This window comes from Streptomyces bauhiniae, assembly GCF_004784475.1.
Lineage (GTDB): Bacteria > Actinomycetota > Actinomycetes > Streptomycetales > Streptomycetaceae > Streptomyces > Streptomyces seoulensis.
In genome coordinates, this window is sequence record NZ_SRRT01000009.1 from 17,567 (window position 1) to 31,797 (window position 14,231).

Sequence of the window (14,231 nt, forward strand, 5' to 3'; positions counted from 1 at the left end):
CATATGCGTTTGTCCGGAGGTGTGCGGGGGGTAGCTATCCGAGGGAGGTGGTCGCGGTGACGCTCGCTCAGTTGGCCATGACCGGCGATCTGGCCCGGCCTGCCCGGCTTACCGTGTCTGACCTGCACGAATGGCCGCAGTTTCAAGCGGACGTCAGCTTCGAGTGCGCCACCAGCGGCGTGCAGCGGCACCGGTTCTCCGGGCCGCGCCTGTATCACGTGCTGACGGACGCGGGTCCGGGATTCGACCCGGTGCGCCGCAAGGACCGGCTGAGATTCCTTATTTCGGTGACCGGCACCGACGGCCATCGGGCGGTGCTGAGCTGGGCCGAGATCGACCCGGACTTCGCGGACGCCCCCGTCCTGCTCGCGGTCACGATCGACGGGACGCCCCTGGACGCGGCCGGGCCGCAGTTGGTGCTGCCGCAGGACCGGTGCGGTGCCCGGCACATCAGCGGGATCACCGGCATCCGGGTCGACGGGGGCTATCACTTCGGTGCCGTCGCGCCCCTCCTGGCCGACCGGGCGACGCTCGCGGCGGGCTGAGGGGCCGACAGCGCCGCACCTGCTCAGAAGCGGTCGACGTGCACGTTGGTCGACTTCACCCGCGCCGTGGCCTCCATGCCGACCTCCAGCCCGAGTTCGTCGACCGCCTCGCGGGTGAGCAGGGAGACCAGCCGGTGCGGGCCCGCCTGGATCTCCACCTGGGCGGCCACGTCGCCGAGCTTGATGGCGGTGACGATGCCGGGGAACGCGTTGCGCACCGAGGTGACCGACGTCTCCTCCTCGGCCGTCCCGCCCGTCTGGGCCAGCTCGACGGAGAACGCGGCGAGGTCCTGGCCGGCGATCAGACGCCGCCCGGACTCGTCGCGGTGGGTGGCCATCCGGCCGGCGTCGGCCCAGCGGCGGGCGGTGTCGGGGCTCACGCCGAGGAGCCGGGCTGCCTGGCCGATCGTGTAGGACTGCATGCTGGTCACCATAAATCCAGAGGTCGGCGGCCGGGCACCGGGGCAGGCTCCGGATGGGACGCGGGCGCGCCCGGACGGGTCAACCGGTGTGCACGCGGGGGCGGCGGGCCCGGTCCGGCTCCGCCTCGCGCAGCACCTCACGGGTGACCGGGGCGACCTCGCCCTGGCCGAAGAGGAAGAAGCGCAGGAAGTTGGCGAACGGGTTGCCCTCCGTCCACTCGAAGAAGATGTGCGGCGTACGCCCGGTCAGGTCCCGTACATGCAGCAGCAGGGCGGCGAGGGCGTTGGGGATGGAGGAGGACTCCACGGTCAGCACCCGGTAGCGGTTGTGCAGGACCTCGCCGCGCACGGTCAGGCACGTCTCGAACTCCGAGGGGTCGGCCACCGTGACCTCGACGAAGACGAAGTCCTCCTGCTCGGGCATGTCGTTGTCGGTACGGATCTGCTCGATCTTGTCGCGGTACTCGGCCCGGTCGCGGTTGTCGGGCTCGTTGGCGATGAACCGGATCTTCCGGCTGGCCATGTCCCGGACGAACCGTTCCGCCATGGGGTCCATCGCCACGCTGGTCACCCGCAGCTCGAAGGAACGGGCCAGCCGGGACAGCAGGGAGACCAGCATGATGCCGGCGATGAAGCAGGCGCCGATCTTCACGCCGTCCGGGCGCTCGATGACGTTGGCGACCGTGGTGTACAGGAAGACGGCGGAGATGACGCCGAAGCCGATGGTCCAGCCGCGCTGTCCTGCCTTGCGGGCGGCGATGGTCACCGCGATGGCGGCCGAGCTGATCAGTACGAGCACACCGGTGGCGTAGGCGCCGCCCTGCTTGTCCACGTTGGCGTCGAAGAGCCAGGTGACCAGGAAGGCGATCAGGATGAAGACGATGACCATCGGGCGCACCGCGCGGGCCCAGTGCGGGGCCATGCCGTACCGGGGGAGGTAGCGGGGCATCAGGTTGAGCAGGCCGGCCATGGCGGAGGCGCCGGCGAACCACAGGATGGCGATGGTCGAGACGTCGTAGACCGTGCCGAAGGCGTTGCCCAGGTACTCGTGGGCGAGGAAGGCGAGGGCGCGGCCGTTGGCCTGGCCGCCGGGCTTGAACTCGGCGGCCGGGATGAGCAGCGTGGTGATGAAGCTGGTGGTGATCAGGAAGCAGCTCATGATCACGGCGGCGGTGGTGAGCAGCTTCTTGGTGTCCCGGATGCGGCCCGCCGGGCGTTCCTCGGTGTCGCCGTCGTCGCCCTGGACGTGCGGCATCACGGCGACGCCGGTCTCGAAGCCGGACAGACCGAGGGCGAGCTTGGGGAAGACGATCAGGGCCACGCCGATCATCACGAAGACGTTGCCGTGCTGGACGGTGAGCGCGTTGGTCCAGTCGGTGATCACGTGCTCGGCGGTCAGCACGTGCCACAGGCCGGTGATCACCACGACGAGGTTGAGCGCGAGGTAGATGCCGACCAGGGCGACCGCGACGCCCATGGCCTCCAGGAAGCCCTTGAGGAAGACCGCGCCGAGCAGCGCCACCAGGATCAGCGTGATGAGCATCTGGTGGCCGCCCAGCGTGCCGGTCAGATGCGGGTTCTCCACCAGGTGGGTGGAGGCGTCGGCGGCGGAGAGGGTGATGGTGATCAGGAAGTCGGTGGCCGCGAACCCCAGCAGGGTCAGCACGAACAGCTTGCCCTTCCAGAAGGACAGCAGCCGCTCCAGCATGGCGATGGAGCCCTGCCCGTGCGGGCTCTCCTGCGCCACCCGCCGGTACACGGGGAGGGCGCCCGCCAGGGTGACGACGACCAGCACGATGGTCGCCAGCGGGGAGAGCAGGCCGGCCGCCAGGGCGGCGATGCCGGGCTGGTAGCCGAGGGTGGAGAAGTAGTCGACGCCGGTCAGGCACATCACCCGCCACCAGCGCTGGCCCCGGTGCGGGGGCTCCGGCTCGGCGTGCGGGCCGGTCAGACCGCCCCGCTTGCCCATGTCGGAGAGCCCCTGCAGCATCCAGCCGCGCAGACGGCTGGGAGGGTGCTCGGTCGTGGCCATCGGCGTGCTCCAGGTGGTGCGGCTCGGCTGCCTGACGATCACTGCCCGCGGTCGCGCGGACAGCCGGACCAGCGTATGCGGAGAGTGACGCTCGCCCCATGGATTCCGGGGCGGGGAGGCGTCAATCCTGCGTTAAGAATGGGCCGACAAGGGCTGCTGACGCACCGATAAGTGAAGGCCCGGAGCCTGTGTGGACAGGGAGCGCGGTGTGCGGGCGGCGCCGGTTCCGGTCTCCGGGAGCGGACACCGAGCGTCATCTCGTACAAGATCGTCGGGCGGTCGTCCGCACCCTGTCCATGCTGCCTCGGGCGGGGGCGGTCCGCAGCACAGCGCGCGCGGGGTCAGAGGCCGCGGATGTCCATGCGCCAGTGCCAGGCGTTGCGGCGGTGGACGGCCGTCAGGTCGGACTCCAGCGGGGAGGGCGGCACCGCGAGCACCGGGCAGCGGGCGTGGGCGAGGCACTGCCGGGAGACCCGGCCGGAGAAGGCCCGGCGCAGCCCCCGGCGGCCCGCGCCGACCACCAGCAGGTCGTCCTCGCGGTCCGCGACCGCCAGCAGCGCCCGGCCCGGCGTGCCGCGCACGATCACCGCGTGCAGCGGGAGGCCGGGGCCCTCCTCGCCGAAGAGGTCGTCGAGCAGGGACGTCAGCCGGTGTTCCGCCATCCGCTGCCACTCCTCGGTCAGCGGGTCGGCGACGACGGAGCGCCGGCCGGTCGGATCACCGCCGGGCGGCGTCCAGGCCAGCACCGGCCACAGCTCGGCGGCCAGCCGGTGGGCGAGCGCGGTGGCCCGGCGCAGGACCGTGACGCTGCCCAGGGAACCGCTCACACCGACGACCACCCGCGTGGCCCAGGGGGCGTTGAAACCGGACATCACTTCACGCTCCTCGGGGAGGGACCGCTCGCGCATCCTTGTTTCCATCCCACTCCCGTCCGGGCGATTCGACCAGCCGGCCGGTCCCCGGACGCGAGTCGGGGCCGGTGCGCACCGTGTGTGCGTCCGGCCCCTCGGATCGTCGGGCGGCCTCGGCGGGCCGCCTCAGGTGCTGCTCAGGCGGCGGTCATGAGCGCGCCGAGCGGGCGGTGGGGGGCGATGACCCGGCCGTCGGGCAGCAGCTCGCCGGTGTCCTCGAAGAGCAGAACGCCGTTGCACAGCAGACTCCACCCCTGTTCCGGGTGGTGCGCCACGAGACGGGCCGACTCGCGGTCGGCGGACTCGGCCGGCGGGCAGGTGGGTTGATGCTGGCACATGGGCGGGATCTCTCGCTTTGTCGTGGTCATGTCCGTCCCCCGTGGTGAAACATCGGTCGGAATCCAGTGTTGCCCGCTGGGCGTCGTTCCGCAGGGATTTCGCAGCACCGCTCCTTACTCGTTCATGACGCATCACTCTCGCGGACGGTTCAATCCAACCGCACTGTCCCTTTGGGTGGTTCGGTGTGACCGGAAAGGGCTAGTCCACTTGGGGGAGTGGCGGCTATTCGCTCACAGGAGCGGACAATTACTCGCACGAGCGAAATGTGTGGGGCCCACGGGAATGCGCGCACCCCGGGCAGGAATCCGGCGTACCCGGAGAAAAGGCCGTACCCCGCTTCCGCGCCGGGAAGCGGGGTACGCGGGGGGTCGGTCAGGCGGGTGAGCCGAGAAGGGGCACGGGAGTCGCACGATGGGTCAGCACCGGCAGCAACTCCGAGACCCGGTGCGGCCGGTGGGCCCGGATGCCGGGCGGCGCCGGGGCGAGTGGCACCAGGAGGTCGGTGGCGGCGGGATGACTCTCGGCCGGGTCGGCGCTGGGATCACCGTGCAGCCACAGGGTGAGCATGTACAGGCCCGGCACCGACAGCAGGCGCGGCTGGTAGGGCTGGAGCAGCGCCTCGGCCTGCTGGAGCGCCCGCTCGGTGGACGGGATGTAGGGACCCTCGAAGAAGTGCGAGAAGGCCCAGCCGTCCGGGGTGAGCACGGTGTCGGCCGCCGCCACCGGGCGGTCGCCGGCCCGGATGACGAACCGCCAGCCCGTCAGCCGCGTCGCGGACAGGCCCTCGGGGGTGATGTGGTCCAACACGTGCAGGGCGAGCGGGAGTTCGGGCGTGACCGGACCCTGCGCGGCACGCAGGGCAGGAGTGCGCGCCTCACGGACCGCGGTGGGGGAACCGAGGGCCGTGAGGACGGAGTGCAGTGCGGGCGCGGGCGCGGGGGGCACGTGCAGCGGCATGGTGGGTCGCCTCTCGTTCGACAGGCGCGGCGGCGCGAGAAGGGTGGGGCGGACGGCACTGTCTGCTCACAGGTGGAGGGCCGGGGGCGGCGGGGGCCCGGAGCGGACGCGAGTGCGACGGAGATCTGCCGGTCGTCGACCGACGGCCGGAATGCGGCGGAAACGCGTCAGAAACCGGTACCGAGGCACCATCCTTCGGCCCTGTCCGCGAAGTTTATACGACGGGTGTTCACCCGTTGTTTCGGCTATCCGATTCCGATAGTCCGGGCAAGGCGATATCCGGTCGCGGATACGCGCTGAACATCCCGATTTCCTGGCCGCCGGGCCCCGCTGACCTCGCCGGACCCCGTCCGCGCGGTCGGCCGATTGTCGTCGGCGTTTTTCACGAGGCGATCAGGGCACCCGAAGATGCGTGATGCGGCATGCCTCGTGAATGTGCCGCAGGACACTTCCGTCAGAATAATGGGCGGCGAGGCCGGATGCGGCGTTATCGATCGCTTCCGCTGGGCATCATCCCAACCGATCCGGGAGCCCCGGCGGCCGGACCCTCGGGCCGCCCATCCGAGGAGGGACACTTCCATGGGGGAGAAGGTCGTGGCAGGCCCGTTCGACCTGTCCGATCGCCAGCGCTACCGCGAAAAGCTCCAGAAGTGCCTGGCGGGACTGGAGCGACTGCTGGCCGAGAAACGGTTCGACCGTCCCAAGAACCTGATGGGGCTGGAGATCGAATTGAATCTCGCCGGCCCCGACGGTATGCCGAAAATGCTGAACGGCGAGGTACTGGAGCGGATCGCCAGCCGCGATTTCCAGACCGAACTCGCCATGTTCAATCTGGAGGTCAACATAGCCCCGCACCGGCTGGGCGACCGGGTATTCGACCGGCTCGCGGAGGAGCTGCGCACCTCCCTCGCCTACGCCGACCGCAAGGCGGGCGAGGTGGACGCCGGAATCGTGATGACCGGCATCCTGCCCACGCTCGGCCGGGACGACCTGGTCTCGTCCAACCTCTCCGAAGTGGACCGGTACGCCCTCCTCAACGACCAGATCGTCGCCGCGCGCGGTGAGGACTTCCGGCTCGACATCGAGGGCGTGGAGCATCTGCGCTGCACCTCACGCTCCATCGTCCCCGAGGCGGCCTGCACCTCCGTGCAGCTCCATCTCCAGGTGACGCCCGACCGGTTCGCCGACGTGTGGAACGCGGCGCAGGCGGCCTCGGCCGCGCAGATCGCGGTCGGCGCCAACTCGCCGTTCCTGTTCGGGCACGAGCTGTGGCGCGAGTCCCGGCCGCCGCTCTTCCTCCAGGCCACCGACACCCGCCCGCCCGAACTCCAGGCCCAGGGCGTACGGCCGCGCACCTGGTTCGGCGAGCGCTGGATCAGTGGCGCCCACGACCTGTTCGAGGAGAACCTGCGCTACTTCCCGCCCCTGCTGCCGATCTGCGACGACGAGGAGCCGCTGGAGGTCCTCGACGCCGGCGGCGTGCCCAAACTGGCCGAACTCGTCCTGCACAACGGCACGGTGTACCGCTGGAACCGCCCGGTCTACGACATCGCCGACGGCGTTCCCCACCTCCGGGTGGAGAACCGGGTGCTGCCCGCCGGGCCCACCATCACCGACGTGATCGCCAACGCGGCCTTCTACTACGGGCTGGTGCGCGCGCTCGCCGAGGAGTCCCGCCCGGTGTGGTCCCGGCTGCCCTTCGAGGCCGCCGAGGCCAACTTCGACGCGGCCTGCCGGTACGGCATCGACGCCCGCTTCACCTGGCCCCGGCGCGGCCGCTACGGCGGTACGGCCGAGGTCGACGCGGTCACCCTGGTCCGCGACGAGCTGCTGCCGATGGCCGCCGCGGGGCTGGACGCGTGGGGGATCGAGGCGGCCGACCGGGACTTCTATCTCGGGGTCATCGAGGAGCGGTGCCGCAAGCGGGTCAACGGCGCTTCCTGGCAGGCGGCCACCTTCCACCGCGCGCTGGAGAAGGGTCACGGCCGGGAGGAGGCGCTGGCCGCGACGACGCGCCGGTACGCCGAGCTGATGCACGCCGGGGAACCGGTGCACACCTGGCCGGTGGGGCTGCCGGAGCCGGTGCCGCTGGGCTGAGGTTTTTCGCAGTCACGGCCGTACGCGGGTGTTCCGTCCGCGTGCGGCCGTGCCGGGGGCCACCCGGTGTGCGGCCCGGCCGGGTCCTTCTGCGATCCTTTGCCCGAACGCAGGCGCGCGGGGGCAGGTCGAGCCGCCCGGCGCCCGGAACGCGGGTGGAGGCGGAACCGGTGGCCGAGTCCATGGCATGGCAGCAGCCCTCCCGGCGGATGCTGCGGGACGAGACGCTGATCGTGCTGGCGCTCTCGCTCGGCGCGAGCGGGGTGTCCGCGCTCATCAGCTTCATCGGCTCGGTCACCAAGCCCGGCGGGCTCAAGGACCAGGCCGCCACCCTCAACGCCTCCGCCGCGCCCGGCCGGCCCTGGCTCGACCTGGCCTGGCAGCTCTTCGGGATCGCGTCCGCGCTGGTACCGGTGGTGCTGGTCGCGTATCTGCTGTGCCGGGAGGGCGAGAGCCTGCGCGTGATCGGCTTCGACCGGGGGCGGCCCTGGACGGACCTGGCGCGGGGTGCCGCCGTCGCCGCCGTGATCGGCAGTACCGGGATCGCCTTCTATCTGGCGGCGCGCGGACTCGGCTTCAACCTGACCGTGGTGCCCGAGGCGCTGCCCGACGTGTGGTGGAAGTACCCGGTGCTGGTGCTGTCCGCGGTGCAGAACGCGGTGCTCGAAGAGGTCATCGTCGTCGGCTATCTGCTGCGCAGACTGGGCCAGTTGGGCTGGAGTCCGGGGACCGCGCTGGTGGCCAGCGCGGTCCTGCGGGGCTCGTACCACCTCTACCAGGGCATCGGCGGCTTCATCGGCAACCTGGTGATGGGCGTGGTGTTCGTCTGGCTCTACCGCCGCTGGGGCCGGGTCGGCCCGCTGGTCGTCGCCCACTCCCTGCTCGACATCGGCGCCTTCGTCGGCTACGCCCTGCTGGCGGGCAAGGTGGGCTGGCTGCCGACTCCCTGAACTAGGCGAGCAGTTCCCCGTCGATCACGGTGACCGCGCGGCCCCGGAGGAGGGTGCGGTCGCCGCGCAGGCCGGTGTGGATCAGGCCGGTGCGGCGGGACGCCTGGAGGCCGGTGAGGTCGTCGCGGCCCAGGCGGGCGGACCAGTAGGGGGCGAGGGCCGTGTGGGCGCTGCCGGTCACCGGGTCCTCGTCGATGCCGACGTTCGGGAAGAAGCAGCGGGAGACGTAGTCGGCGCCCAGCGTGGGGTCCTCGGCGCGGGCGGTGACGATCACGCCCCGGCTGGAGCAGCCGCCGAGTTCCCGGTGGTCCGGGGTCAGCTCCAACACGGTCTTCTCGTCGGCCAGTTCCACCAGCAGGTCCCCGACGTCCGGCCCGGTGTCGAACACGGCCACCGGCTCCGCGCCCAGCGCGTCGGCGAGCCCCTCGGGGGCCTCGACCTCGGTGAGCGGCGCGGTCGGGAAGTCCAGCGTGATCTCCCCGTCCTCGTGCGGCGTGGCGACGACCACCCCGCTGCGGGTGGCGAACCGTACGAGGCCCTCGTGGGCGCCGGTGGCGTACAGCACGTGCGCGGTGGCCAGCGTGGCGTGCCCGCACATCGCCACCTCCGTGACCGGCGTGAACCACCTGAGCGCCCAGTCCGCCTCGCCACCCTCGGGCAGCCGGTGCGCGAAGGCCGTCTCGGAGAGGTTGACCTCGGCGGCCACCTGCTGGAGCCAGTCGTCGTCGGGGAACACGTCGTCCAGGATCAGGACCCCGGCAGGGTTCCCGGTGAAGGGGCGGTCGGCGAAGGCGTCGGCAATTCGGATACGCATGCGCAGACCCTAGGGGCTCGCACGACCGCACGGCCAAGGCCAGTTCAGCAGAAGTGGCCCTGGTCGTGAGGGGTCTCAGGGAGCCAGAGGGAGCTGGCGCTTGTGTTCCGTGCGGTGGTAGCGGTCGATGATCGTGGTGTAGGCGGGGTCCGGGACCGGCTTGCCTTCCAGGAGGTCGTCGATGTCGTCGTAGGTGACGCCGAGGGCGGTCTCGTCGGACTTGCCGGGGTCGAGGGTCTCGAGGTCGGCGGTGGGGGTCTTCCAGACCAGCTCGGCGGGGGCGCCGAGGGCGTCGGCCAGCGCGCGGACGCGGCGCTTGGTGAGGCCGGTCAGGGGGACGACGTCGGCCGCGCCGTCGCCGTACTTGGTGAAGAAGCCGGAGACCGCCTCCGCCGCGTGGTCGGTGCCGACGACCAGGCCGTCCTGGGCGCCGGCCACCGCGTACTGGGCGATCATGCGCTGGCGGGCCTTGATGTTGCCCTGCACGAAGTCCTGGTGGTACGCGTCCCGGAAGACCACGCCGCCGGCCACGACCGCGTCCAGCGCGGCGTCGCTCGCGGGGCGGATGTCGACGGTGAGGGTGCGGTCGGGGCGGATGAAGTCGAGCGCGCGCTGGGCGTCGGCCTCGTCGGCCTGGACGCCGTACGGCAGCCGCATCGCGTAGAAGGTCGCCTCGTGGCCGGCCGCGCGGGCCCGTTCGACGGCTAGCTGGCACAGGCGGCCCGTCGTGGTCGAGTCCACCCCGCCGCTGATACCGAGCACCAGTGAGCGCAGGCCCGTGGAGGTCAGGCGCTCGGCGAGGAAGGCGGTCCGGCGCTCGATCTCCCGCTCCGCGTCGAAGGACTCGGGCACCTGGAGGTCGCGGGCGATCTCCTTCTGCTGCGGCGTGGGGGCCAGGTCGGTCATGCTGCTCGTTCCTCACACTTCGGCGACGGCCCTCACCTGCGGGCCGCTGCCATTCTGGCAAACGCCGGACGGCCCGGTGCGCGACGGGTCACGCCTCCCGCGCCGCGCGCTCCACCCGAGCCCGGTGCACCACCCACCACACGGGGTCGTCCGACGGCAGGCCGGCATCGCCCCGGTCCATCCCGGTCGCGCCGTCCACCAGCTCCCGGACGATGTCCGCGTGCCCGGCATGCCGCTGGGTGTCGGCGAGGACGCGTACGACGGCGTGGTGCAGGGTCACCTCGTCCCGGCCGCTCGGCCACCAGGGCACCCGGCCGACGGTGTCCAGCGGGAGCGCCTCGATCGTCGCGTCCGCGTGCGCCCAGGCGCGGCGGTACAGCTCCACGAGGTCCGCGCGCGACTCCTCGGCGGTGGCCCACATGTCCGCGTTGACCTCGGCGCCCTCCGTGAGCCACGGCAGCGGCTCGCCCGAGGGCCGCCCGAAGGTGTCCCCGAGATACCCCAGCTCGATCCCGGCCGCGTGCTTGACCAGGCCCAGCAGGTTGGTGCCGGTCGGGGTGAGGGGACGGCGGGCGTCGTACTCCGAGAGCCCGTCGAGCTTCCAGAGCAGGGCCTCGCGGGCGGACCTCAGATAGCGGAGGAGGTCGGCCTTGGGGTCGGGGGTGGTCATGGGGTGCGCTCTACAGCGGGACCAGGAGGCAGAACTCGTTGCCCTCCGGGTCGGTGAGGACGGTCCAGGAGACGTCGCCCTGGCCGAAGTCGAGGTCGGTGGCGCCCAGGGCGCGGAGGCGGTCGGCCTCGGCGGACTGGTCGTCGCCGGGGTAGGGGCGGAGGTCGAAATGGACGCGGTTCAGGCCGGACTTGGCGTCGGGGGTGCGGACGAACTCCAGGTAGGGGCCGACGGACTTGGCGGAGCGGAGGCGGGCGAGGTCGTCGGTGACCTCGTGCACGTTCCAGTCCATGGCCTCGCCCCAGAAGCGGGCCATGGCATGCGGGTCCACGCAGTCCACGACCACCGCGGCGACGGGGCCGGTGTCCCGGTACAGCTCACGGGGCTCCAGTACGCAGAACTCGTTGCCCTCGGGGTCGGCGAGCACGGTCCAGGGGACGTCGCCCTGGCCGATGTCGACGGGGGTGGCGCCCAACTCCGCCAGCCGGGCCAGCAGTTCCGTCCGGTGGGCCTCGGAGGTGGTGGCGAGGTCGAGGTGGACGCGGTTCTTCACCGTCTTGGGGACCGGGACGTCGAGGATGTCGATGCAGACGGCCTCGGGGGAGGGGTACGTGATGCCCTCCGGCTCGACATTCGTCTCGTCGGGCGTGTCCCCGGTGACCTGCCAGCCGAGCGCCCCCGCCCAGAACCGCCCGAGCGCGGACTTGTCCGTGGCCTTCATCGAGATCTGCACCAGGCGCGTCGTCATGCGGCGGATCGTATGCCGGTGCGGTGAGGGGCGGCCAGCGGGTTTCTTTGCGCAGGGGCTTGTCGGCGAGCGCACTACCGATATATCGTCGACGTGTCGCGTAAGGAACGCGATCGGATGTGATGGATCGAAGACAGAACGGAGTGATCGTCATGCACGGTCATGGATTTCACCGAGGGCCCTGGAGCGCCGGGCCCGGTCACCACGGCGGCCGGCCCGGGTTCGAGGGGGAGCGCGGGGCGTTCGGGCCCTTCGGGCCGGGCGGCCCCGGGTTCGGTGGGCCGATGTTCGGCGGGCCCGGATTCAGGGGTGGTCCCGGGCGCGGCGGGCCGAGGGGGAGGGCGCGGCGCGGTGATGTGCGGGCCTCGATCCTGGCGCTGCTCAAGGACCGCCCGATGCACGGCTACGAGATGATCCAGGAGATCGCCGAGCGCAGCGGCGGCGCGTGGAAGCCGAGCCCCGGCTCGGTGTACCCGACGCTGCAACTGCTGGAGGACGAGGGCCTGATCGCCAGCGAGAGCGAGGGCGGGAAGAAGCTGTTCGCGCTCACCGAGGCCGGCCGTACCGCCGCCGAGGAAGGCCCGGACGCGCCCTGGGAGGAGGCTTCGCGGGGTGTCGACTGGGAGGCGCTGAGCGAGATCCGCCAGGCCGGGTCCGGTCTGATGGAAGCCTTCGGGCAGGTCTGGAAGACCGGCACCAAGGAACAGCGGGACAAGGCGCTGGCCGTCCTCAACGACGCCCGCAAGAAGCTGTACCTCATCCTCGCCGACGAGGACTGAGCCCTTGCCGTCCTTGCCGTCCTTGCCGTCCTTGCCGGCGCGCGCCGGGGCTCAGGCCGCCGGCACCCGGCGTATCACCGCCGCGTCGAACAGGTCCCAGGCCCGTGGGAAGGGGCCCTCGTCGTGGCAGTGCCAGGCGTCCCAGAACAGGTCGGCGGGCAGTGCGTCCCCCGGGGCGTACACCCGGTAGACGTACTGCTTGCCGTCGACCGCCGGCAGGCCCACCAGCCAGCACGGACATCCTTCCTCCACTTCATGTGAGACGTGTGGGGGAGCCGTGTGGTTGCCCCGGCGTGCGCGACGGGCCGGGCGCGCCCCCGAGAGAGAAGACCGCGGTCTCATCCGTGAGGAGGAGGCGGCGTACGCCGGTCTCCACTCTGCGTGGGACGCGCGAATGGTTCCCCTCGCGGATGTGAAGGGACCGCCGTGACTGATGGGGTGGGACCGTGGAACCCCGTACAGCCGGTCGGACCGTGCCCGACGAGGGCGGCGCCGGCGCACCGGACGAGTCCGGACTCGACGCGACGCTCGCCGCGGTCGTCGCCGGTGCCCGCCGCCGCGCCGTGCGGGACGGCGACCGGCAGATCGACACCGCCCATCTGCTGCACTCCCTCCTCGACGCGGACCCCGAGGCCCGCGCCGCAATGGGCCCCCAACTGGTCCGGCTGCTCGGCTACTTGGTGCAGCGCAGCATCGGTTACGGGCTCGGCTGGCAGCGCGTGGCGGAGGGCGGCGGCACACCGGGCGCGGTACCGAGACCCGTGCGGGGCGACGGCACCTTCGAGGGGCCCGAGCGCTGGTCGCCCCTCGCGGCCGAGGCCATGCGGGAGGCCCGGCGCCGCGCCGCCCGCCGGGACGGACTCCACGCCACCGGCCTCGATCTGCTCGCCGCCCTGGTCGCCGACCCGCGCTGCCGCGCCGTCGAGGTGCTGGAGCACGCCGGAATCCCGGCGGGCACCCTGGCCAGGAAGGCACCCCGCGCCACGGGCGGCTGAGCCCCGCGTCCACCTGCTGAGACAGGTGTCAACAGGGGTGACGCTCATGTCATCGCCTGCCATCATGTGCGCGTGCGTACGTCCGTGAACAGTGGGAGCGGCCGAGGCGCCGGGCTGAGCCTCGCGCTGGTCTCGGCCCTGGCCTTCGGCGGGTCGGGAGTCGCGGCCAAGCCGTTGATCGAGGCGGGCCTGGACCCGCTGCACGTCGTCTGGCTCCGGGTCACCGGCGCCGCCCTGGTGATGCTGCCGCTCGCCGTACGGCACCGCGCGCTGCTCCGCCAACGCCCGGCGCTGCTCGCCGGGTTCGGGCTGCTGGCGGTCGCCGGAGTGCAGGCGTGCTACTTCGCCGCGCTGTCCCGTATCCCGGTCGGGGTCGCGCTGCTCATCGAGTATCTTGCCCCGGCGCTGGTGCTCGGCTGGGTGCGGTTCGTGCAGCGGCGGCCGGTGACCAGAGCGGCCGCGCTCGGCGTGGTCCTCGCGGCCGGCGGGCTCGCCTGTGTGGTCGAGGTGTGGTCCGGGCTGTGTTTCGACGCGCTCGGGCTGCTGCTCGCGCTGGGCGCCGCCTGCTGCCAGGTCGGCTACTTCGTGCTGTCCGACCAGGGTGGCGACGCGGGGGAGCGGGCGCCCGACCCGCTCGGCGTGATCGCGTACGGCCTGCTGGTCGGCGCCGCCGTGCTCACCCTCGTCGCGCGGCCCTGGACGATGGACCGCTCGGTGCTCACCGGCACCGCGCACCTCGACGGCACCCCGGTGCCCGCGCTCGCGCTGCTCGCCTGGATCGTGCTCGTCGCCACGGTCGCCGCCTACGTCACCGGCGTGCTGTCGGTACGGCGGCTGTCGCCGCAGGTGGCCGGGGTCGTCGCGTGCCTGGAGGCGGTCATCGCCACCGTGCTGGCCTGGGTACTGCTCGGCGAGCACCTGTCGCTGCCGCAGGTGGCCGGGGGCGCGGTCGTCCTCCTCGGGGCGTTCATCGCCCAGTCCTCGGCACCGGCCGAGGGGGCTCCCGACCCGGTCGCGGAGGGCGGCGCGGAACGGGAGCTGTCGGCGCGGGGGACCGCGGCCTAGC

The 14,231-nt window shown here is 72.1% G+C and carries 16 protein-coding genes; 6 read left to right on the top strand and 10 right to left on the bottom strand.

The genetic code is table 11. The features are described 5' to 3' along the window. The first annotated feature begins 77 nt into the window (after positions 1 to 77). Complete coding sequence (locus E5083_RS27215) at positions 78 to 545, top strand: molybdopterin-dependent oxidoreductase (protein ID WP_244317681.1); 468 nt, start codon at positions 78 to 80, stop codon at positions 543 to 545. A 23-nt stretch (positions 546 to 568) separates the two neighbouring features. On the opposite strand, the gene E5083_RS27220 is transcribed toward E5083_RS27215, so the two are convergent. The 5 genes from E5083_RS27220 to E5083_RS27240 form a co-directional block, all read right to left on the bottom strand. Then, complete coding sequence (locus E5083_RS27220) at positions 569 to 967, bottom strand: TOBE domain-containing protein (RefSeq protein WP_135788332.1); 399 nt, start codon at positions 965 to 967, stop codon at positions 569 to 571. Positions 968 to 1,046: 79 nt separating this feature from the next. Then, complete coding sequence (locus E5083_RS27225) at positions 1,047 to 2,999, bottom strand: APC family permease (protein ID WP_135788333.1); 1,953 nt, start codon at positions 2,997 to 2,999, stop codon at positions 1,047 to 1,049. Positions 3,000 to 3,340: 341 nt separating this feature from the next. Continuing rightward, positions 3,341 to 3,871, bottom strand: a complete 531-nt coding sequence (locus E5083_RS27230; protein ID WP_135788524.1) for a universal stress protein — start codon at positions 3,869 to 3,871, stop codon at positions 3,341 to 3,343. Between the two features lie 176 nt (positions 3,872 to 4,047). Continuing rightward, entirely contained in the window at positions 4,048 to 4,248 is a 201-nt protein-coding gene (locus E5083_RS27235) for a DUF5999 family protein (protein WP_030808771.1), read from the bottom strand. 373 nt (positions 4,249 to 4,621) lie between these two features. Further along, positions 4,622 to 5,206 (bottom strand): hypothetical protein, encoded by a 585-nt coding sequence (locus tag E5083_RS27240; protein ID WP_135788334.1) that lies wholly within the window; start codon positions 5,204 to 5,206, stop codon positions 4,622 to 4,624. Positions 5,207 to 5,785: 579 nt separating this feature from the next. Here E5083_RS27240 and E5083_RS27245 point away from each other — a divergent pair. Beyond that, entirely contained in the window at positions 5,786 to 7,303 is a 1,518-nt protein-coding gene (locus E5083_RS27245) for a glutamate-cysteine ligase family protein (protein ID WP_135788335.1), read from the top strand. 182 nt (positions 7,304 to 7,485) lie between these two features. Then, a complete protein-coding gene (locus E5083_RS27250; RefSeq protein ID WP_135788525.1) occupies positions 7,486 to 8,253 on the top strand; it encodes a CPBP family intramembrane glutamic endopeptidase in 768 nt (255 codons plus the stop codon). A gap of 1 nt (position 8,254) precedes the next feature. Here the strand turns inward: E5083_RS27250 and E5083_RS27255 are convergent, their stop codons facing one another. From E5083_RS27255 to E5083_RS27270, 4 genes are all read right to left on the bottom strand, one after another. Continuing rightward, the gene (locus tag E5083_RS27255) at positions 8,255 to 9,067 is read right to left on the bottom strand and encodes a PhzF family phenazine biosynthesis protein (protein ID WP_135788336.1); all 813 of its coding nucleotides are present in this window, start codon (positions 9,065 to 9,067) and stop codon (positions 8,255 to 8,257) included. Between the two features lie 75 nt (positions 9,068 to 9,142). Further along, positions 9,143 to 9,973, bottom strand: coding sequence for an ammonia-dependent NAD(+) synthetase (gene nadE / locus E5083_RS27260; protein ID WP_135788337.1), 831 nt, complete (start codon positions 9,971 to 9,973; stop codon positions 9,143 to 9,145). Between the two features lie 88 nt (positions 9,974 to 10,061). Beyond that, the gene (locus E5083_RS27265; protein ID WP_135788338.1) at positions 10,062 to 10,643 is read right to left on the bottom strand and encodes a DinB family protein; all 582 of its coding nucleotides are present in this window, start codon (positions 10,641 to 10,643) and stop codon (positions 10,062 to 10,064) included. A gap of 10 nt (positions 10,644 to 10,653) precedes the next feature. Continuing rightward, positions 10,654 to 11,391 carry a VOC family protein gene (locus E5083_RS27270; RefSeq protein ID WP_135788339.1) on the bottom strand — a complete coding sequence of 246 codons (738 nt, stop codon included), beginning with the start codon at positions 11,389 to 11,391 and terminating at the stop codon, positions 10,654 to 10,656. Positions 11,392 to 11,543: 152 nt separating this feature from the next. Here E5083_RS27270 and E5083_RS27275 point away from each other — a divergent pair, with 152 nt between their 5' ends. Then, positions 11,544 to 12,170 carry a PadR family transcriptional regulator gene (locus E5083_RS27275; RefSeq protein ID WP_135788526.1) on the top strand — a complete coding sequence of 209 codons (627 nt, stop codon included), beginning with the start codon at positions 11,544 to 11,546 and terminating at the stop codon, positions 12,168 to 12,170. A 51-nt stretch (positions 12,171 to 12,221) separates the two neighbouring features. Here the strand turns inward: E5083_RS27275 and E5083_RS27280 are convergent, their stop codons facing one another. Continuing rightward, positions 12,222 to 12,395, bottom strand: a complete 174-nt coding sequence (locus E5083_RS27280; protein ID WP_107030798.1) for a hypothetical protein — start codon at positions 12,393 to 12,395, stop codon at positions 12,222 to 12,224. 221 nt (positions 12,396 to 12,616) lie between these two features. Here E5083_RS27280 and E5083_RS27285 point away from each other — a divergent pair, with 221 nt between their 5' ends. Together E5083_RS27285 and E5083_RS27290 are read left to right on the top strand one after the other, a co-directional pair. Beyond that, positions 12,617 to 13,165, top strand: a complete 549-nt coding sequence (locus tag E5083_RS27285) for a Clp protease N-terminal domain-containing protein (RefSeq protein ID WP_135788340.1) — start codon at positions 12,617 to 12,619, stop codon at positions 13,163 to 13,165. A gap of 66 nt (positions 13,166 to 13,231) precedes the next feature. Continuing rightward, positions 13,232 to 14,230 (top strand): EamA family transporter, encoded by a 999-nt coding sequence (locus E5083_RS27290; RefSeq protein ID WP_425276757.1) that lies wholly within the window; start codon positions 13,232 to 13,234, stop codon positions 14,228 to 14,230. Position 14,231 lies beyond the last annotated feature (1 nt).

Coding starts and splice junctions, on each gene's coding strand:
- E5083_RS27215 (WP_244317681.1), top strand. CDS start 78: ATGACCGGCGATCTGGCCCGGCCTGCCCGGCTTACCGTGTCTGACCTG.
- E5083_RS27220 (WP_135788332.1), bottom strand. CDS start 967: ATGCAGTCCTACACGATCGGCCAGGCAGCCCGGCTCCTCGGCGTGAGC.
- E5083_RS27225 (WP_135788333.1), bottom strand. CDS start 2,999: ATGGCCACGACCGAGCACCCTCCCAGCCGTCTGCGCGGCTGGATGCTG.
- E5083_RS27230 (WP_135788524.1), bottom strand. CDS start 3,871: ATGTCCGGTTTCAACGCCCCCTGGGCCACGCGGGTGGTCGTCGGTGTG.
- E5083_RS27235 (WP_030808771.1), bottom strand. CDS start 4,248: ATGTGCCAGCATCAACCCACCTGCCCGCCGGCCGAGTCCGCCGACCGC.
- E5083_RS27240 (WP_135788334.1), bottom strand. CDS start 5,206: ATGCCGCTGCACGTGCCCCCCGCGCCCGCGCCCGCACTGCACTCCGTC.
- E5083_RS27245 (WP_135788335.1), top strand. CDS start 5,786: ATGGGGGAGAAGGTCGTGGCAGGCCCGTTCGACCTGTCCGATCGCCAG.
- E5083_RS27250 (WP_135788525.1), top strand. CDS start 7,486: ATGGCATGGCAGCAGCCCTCCCGGCGGATGCTGCGGGACGAGACGCTG.
- E5083_RS27255 (WP_135788336.1), bottom strand. CDS start 9,067: ATGCGTATCCGAATTGCCGACGCCTTCGCCGACCGCCCCTTCACCGGG.
- nadE (WP_135788337.1), bottom strand. CDS start 9,973: ATGACCGACCTGGCCCCCACGCCGCAGCAGAAGGAGATCGCCCGCGAC.
- E5083_RS27265 (WP_135788338.1), bottom strand. CDS start 10,643: ATGACCACCCCCGACCCCAAGGCCGACCTCCTCCGCTATCTGAGGTCC.
- E5083_RS27270 (WP_135788339.1), bottom strand. CDS start 11,391: ATGACGACGCGCCTGGTGCAGATCTCGATGAAGGCCACGGACAAGTCC.
- E5083_RS27275 (WP_135788526.1), top strand. CDS start 11,544: ATGCACGGTCATGGATTTCACCGAGGGCCCTGGAGCGCCGGGCCCGGT.